General features: G+C 58.6%; 1 protein-coding gene. It reads right to left on the bottom strand.

Annotated elements, in window-relative coordinates; genetic code table 11:
• Positions 1-764 (bottom strand): dipeptidase (locus U4Y90_RS35955; RefSeq protein ID WP_321801898.1); only part of this gene is annotated, 764 nt, incomplete at both ends.

Below are 764 nucleotides of genomic sequence, written 5' to 3'. Positions count from 1 at the left end.
TCCATCGCGGCGGTGAGGTTCGGGAATTCGCCGATCGTGCGGATGCCTTCCGGATTCACGACCTTGCCGAAGTTGGTCAGACGGCGATAACGGCCCTTGTCGTGCGTGATCCAGTCGAAGAATTCGGTGCTATAGCCTTGCGTGAAGTCCGTGCCGATGCCGACCTTGTCTTCGCCGATCACATCGATCGTGTATTCGATCGCTTCGAGATAATCGTCGACGGTCGCGTCCGGGCCTTTCTTGAGGAACGGCGAGAACATCGTCACGCCGACGAAGCCGCCCGCATCGGCGATCTCGCGCAACTGATCGTCGGTCTTGTTGCGCGGATGATCCTTGAGCCCCGACGGGCAGCAGTGCGAGTACGTCACCGGTTTCTTCGAGCAGGCGATCGCATCGGACGAGGTCTTCGCGCCCACGTGCGAGAGATCGACCATGATGCCGACGCGGTTCATCTCGTGAATCACTTCCTTGCCATAACCCGACAGGCCGCCGTCCGGCTCATAGCAACCCGTGCCGACGAGGTTCTGCGTGTTGTAGCAAAGCTGCACCACGTTCACGCCGAGTTCCTTGAACACTTCGATATAGCCGAGGTTGTCCTCGAACGCATACGAATTCTGGAAGCCGAAAATGATGCCGGTCTTGTTCTCCTTCTTCGCGCGCAGGATGTCGTCGGTCGTGCGCACGAGCGTGAGGATCTCGCTGTACTCGCGGATCTGCTGCTTCATTTGCGCGATGTTGTCGATGGTCTTCTGGAAGTCTTCCCA

The sequence above is a fragment of the Caballeronia sp. J97 genome (assembly GCF_905220305.1).
Taxonomy (GTDB): Bacteria; Pseudomonadota; Gammaproteobacteria; order Burkholderiales; family Burkholderiaceae; genus Caballeronia.
This window is presented reverse-complemented; position numbering and strand designations above follow the sequence as displayed.